The sequence below is a fragment of the Acetobacterium sp. genome, assembly GCF_041752335.1.
Taxonomy (GTDB): domain Bacteria; phylum Bacillota; class Clostridia; order Eubacteriales; family Eubacteriaceae; genus Acetobacterium.
Genome location: NZ_JBGSHG010000087.1, coordinates 1 through 3,737 on the forward strand (window position 1 = coordinate 1; position 3,737 = coordinate 3,737).

A 3,737-nucleotide genomic window follows, 5' to 3' on the forward strand; every position below is an offset into this window, starting at 1 on the left:
GGATAGTTTAAAAACCCATAATACCAATTTTGCGCTGCTGGTCTCCAAAAGCTTTACCGAACCCTTTAAAGAAGCGGTCGCCTATGGCAAGCACATTGCCGGATTGGGAAATATGCTGACTGGCAACAAGATCATGGTTCAGCGCTACGGCGATTTTTTAAGAGGCCGCCGTACCACCCAGGAACGACTGATGCGCAATAACATCCGGCCAACCTTAATCGATGCGGTACCGGGCGATCTTTGTTTAGTCTTACCCTACCGGATTATGAAGGACATCGATGAAATGATTCAGGCCCTGGATCATGTTTCGCCCGGCCTGGCCAGCGATGAAACCCTGCTTTATGGGGTCGAGGTTAAGTTCTATTCCAATAAGGTCACCGTTGATAAAAACTTCCAGTCCAGTATTAAGAATCTCTATGTGCTGGGTGATGGCGCCGGAGTAACCAGGGGTTTGATGCAGGCATCCGCCAATGGGGTGTATGTCGCCAGAAACCTGTATAACGAATAGATGTCCGGAAAACTATATATTGTCGGTACCCCGATCGGGAATCTGGATGACATGAGTATCCGCGGATTGAGAGTCTTGCAGGAGGTTGATCTGATCGCGGCTGAAGATACCAGACATTCGATTAAGCTGCTCAATCACTTCGAAATTTCCAAAAAGATGGTGGCCTATCATCAGCATAACGAACAGCAGTCCAGCGAAGGACTAATTGAACTACTGAAACAAGGCCAGAACATCGCCCTGATCTCCGATGCCGGGATGCCGCTGATCTCCGACCCGGGATCGGTACTGGTAAAAAACTGCGTTGCCAATGACATTTCCCTGGAAGTGGTTCCCGGCCCTAACGCCGGGCTCTGCGGTCTGGTGTTGTCGGGACTGGATACCCGTTCGTTTTTGTTTCTCGGGTTTTTAGGTAAAGAAAACAAAGCGGTTAAAGAAGGCTTGAAACGAATCGAAGCATCGGAGTTTACCGTTGTCCTATACGAATCGCCGCACCGGTTACCGAAAACCCTGGAAATTCTTGATCAGCATGGCTTGGGCCATCGGCAGATGAGCATTTCAAGAGAAATAACCAAACGCTATGAGGAAACCCGCTATGGCACCATCGCGGAACATCTTCACTATTATCAGCAGCAGGCCCCCCGGGGCGAGTACGTGCTCTGTATTGAAGGCCGAACCTCGGATGAAGGCAACTCGGTGGCCAGTCTGGAACTGGAAAAACTGAGTCTGGAAGACCATTTGTCTCATTATTTAAGTGAAGGACTGCCGGAAAAAGAGGCCATGAAAGCCGTGGCCAAGGATCGGAATATTTCAAGACGGGATGTTTATAACGCGGTTAAGCGATAAAGCCCCTAAAAAATCTGGAATTAAGGAGAAATTTATGACAGAAAAAAAATTTTATATTACCACCCCCATTTATTATCCCAGTGGAAACCTCCATATTGGCCATACCTACACCACGGTAGCGGCGGATACGATTACCCGGTTTAAAAAATTGCAGGGTTATGATACCTACTTTTTAACCGGTACCGATGAACACGGCCAAAAAATCCAGAAGGTCGCCGAAGCCGCCGGGGTTGCACCCCAGGCCTATGTCGATGGGATTGTCAGCGGCATCAAAAACCTCTGGGATACCATGAACATCAGCTATGATCAGTTTATAAGGACCACCGATCCCGAGCATGAAAAAACCATCCAGCGGATTTTTAAGCAGCTTTATGATCAGGGCGATATTTATAAGTCCAACTACGAAGGCTGGTACTGCACCCCCTGTGAATCCTTCTGGACCGAAAGTCAATTAGTTGACGGCAACTGTCCGGACTGTGGCCGACCGGTAGAAAAAGCCGCCGAAGAAGCCTACTTCTTTAAAATGTCAAAATATGCCGATGACCTGATGAAATACATTGAAGACAACCCCCATTTCATTCAGCCCGAATCCCGAAAAAATGAAATGGTCAATAATTTTATTAAACCGGGCCTGCAGGATTTATGCGTCTCCCGAACCTCTTTCACCTGGGGGGTACCGGTGGATTTTGATCCTGGTCATGTGGTCTATGTGTGGATTGACGCCCTGCCCAACTATATTTCAGCCTTGGGCTACCTCAATGATAAGCCCGATCTGATGGAAAAATACTGGCCCGCCGATGTCCATCTGGTTGGTAAAGATATTATCCGTTTTCATACTATTTACTGGCCAATTATTCTGATGGCGTTAAAATTACCGTTGCCCAAACAGGTTTATGGCCATGGCTGGATCCTTCTAAAAGGCGGAAAAATGTCCAAATCGGTGGGGAACGTGGTTGATCCGGTGGTCTTAGTCGATAAATATGGCGTCGATGCCCTGCGCTACCATGTGCTTCGGGAAATGAACTATGGTTCCGATGGCGTTTATAACGAAGATCTGCTGGTCAGCCACATCAATTCCGACCTGGCCAATGACCTTGGCAATTTGCTCAGCCGGACCCTGGCGATGACCGATAAATATTTTGGCGGCGTGATTCCCAAAGAACGGGAAACAGCAGAGATTGACAGTGACCTCATTGAACTGGCCGAAAAAACCCCGGGGATCGTCAGTGACTACATGGACAAGCTGGATTTCAGCCGGGCGCTGGAAGAAACCTGGAAACTGGTTTCCCGTTCCAATAAGTATATTGATGAAACCCAACCCTGGGTTCTGGGCAAAAGCCCGGAAAAACAGGCCCGACTGGCCGAGGTGATGTATAACCTGACCGAATCGCTGCGGATTGTCACCGTGCTAGTTTCTGCAGCGATGCCGGAAACCGCCAGAAAAATCGGCGAACAGTTAAAATGTCCGGAAGTAAGCCTGACCTGGGACAGCATCCAGAAATTTGGCGGCTACCCGGAAGGGATCAAGATCGAACGCTGTGAGGCTCTGTTCCCGCGCATTGAGCTGGAAAAGAAAACCGAACAGCCGGTCAAAGAAGCTAAAGCCAAGCCGGAAAAAGCTAAAACAGAAAGCGACACTGCAAGTCCGGAAGAACTGCCGGAAGGCCTGATCACCATTGATGATTTTGCCAAGGTACAGCTGCGGGTGGCCGAGGTAGTCGCCTGCGAACCCCATCCGGATGCCGATCGCCTGCTGGTCTTACAGCTGCTGGTCGGCCAGGAAAAACGTCAGGTGGTATCCGGCATTGCCAAATATTATGCCCCGGCAGACCTGGTCGGCAAAACAGTCATTCTCGTCGCCAACTTAAAACCAGTCAACCTCCGGGGACTGGAATCCAACGGCATGATCCTGGCCGCCACCAAGGGCAAAAAATTGTCCCTGGTCACCGTCGATGGGATTCCCTCCGGCGGAAAAGTTTCGTAGTTAACGCGTAAAAATAAGACAAATAAAATATAGTAAATAAAAAAAGTCTAAACAGAATGATAAAATTCTGTTTAGACTTTTTTAAAGGGCCAGGTTTAAAGGCTCTTCATCGTATCAAGATATTCATTTTTTTCACGAACACCGACAAAGCGGTTTACGGCTTCACCGTTTTTAAAGAAAACCACCGTGGGGATGCTCATCACCCGGAACTGTTGGGCCAGGGTCTGGTTTTCATCCACGTTGATTTTACAAACCTTCATCTCGGCTCCCAGCTCCTGCGAAATTTCATCGATTGTCGGGGACAGCGCTTTACAAGGGCCACACCATTCTGCCCAAAAATCCACCATGACAGCTCCATTATAGGATAAAATTTCAGTTTCGAAATTTTCCATATTGATATTA

Annotated in this window: 4 protein-coding genes; 3 read left to right on the plus strand and 1 reads right to left on the minus strand. The window is 48.4% G+C overall.

Annotated elements, in window-relative coordinates; all coding sequences use genetic code 11:
• The 3 genes from ACEW8F_RS11090 to metG form a co-directional block, all read left to right on the plus strand.
• The coding region (locus ACEW8F_RS11090; RefSeq protein ID WP_373483532.1) for an NAD(P)/FAD-dependent oxidoreductase at positions 1 to 508 on the plus strand (508 nt) is incomplete at its 5' end.
• The gene (rsmI, locus tag ACEW8F_RS11095; protein WP_373483533.1) at positions 509 to 1,351 is read left to right on the plus strand and encodes a 16S rRNA (cytidine(1402)-2'-O)-methyltransferase; all 843 of its coding nucleotides are present in this window, start codon (positions 509 to 511) and stop codon (positions 1,349 to 1,351) included.
• A gap of 34 nt (positions 1,352 to 1,385) precedes the next feature.
• Entirely contained in the window at positions 1,386 to 3,335 is a 1,950-nt protein-coding gene (metG, locus tag ACEW8F_RS11100; protein ID WP_373483534.1) for a methionine--tRNA ligase, read from the plus strand.
• Positions 3,336 to 3,430: 95 nt separating this feature from the next.
• Here metG and trxA read toward each other — a convergent pair.
• Positions 3,431 to 3,737 (minus strand): thioredoxin (trxA, locus tag ACEW8F_RS11105; RefSeq protein WP_373483535.1); only part of this gene is annotated, 307 nt, incomplete at its 5' end.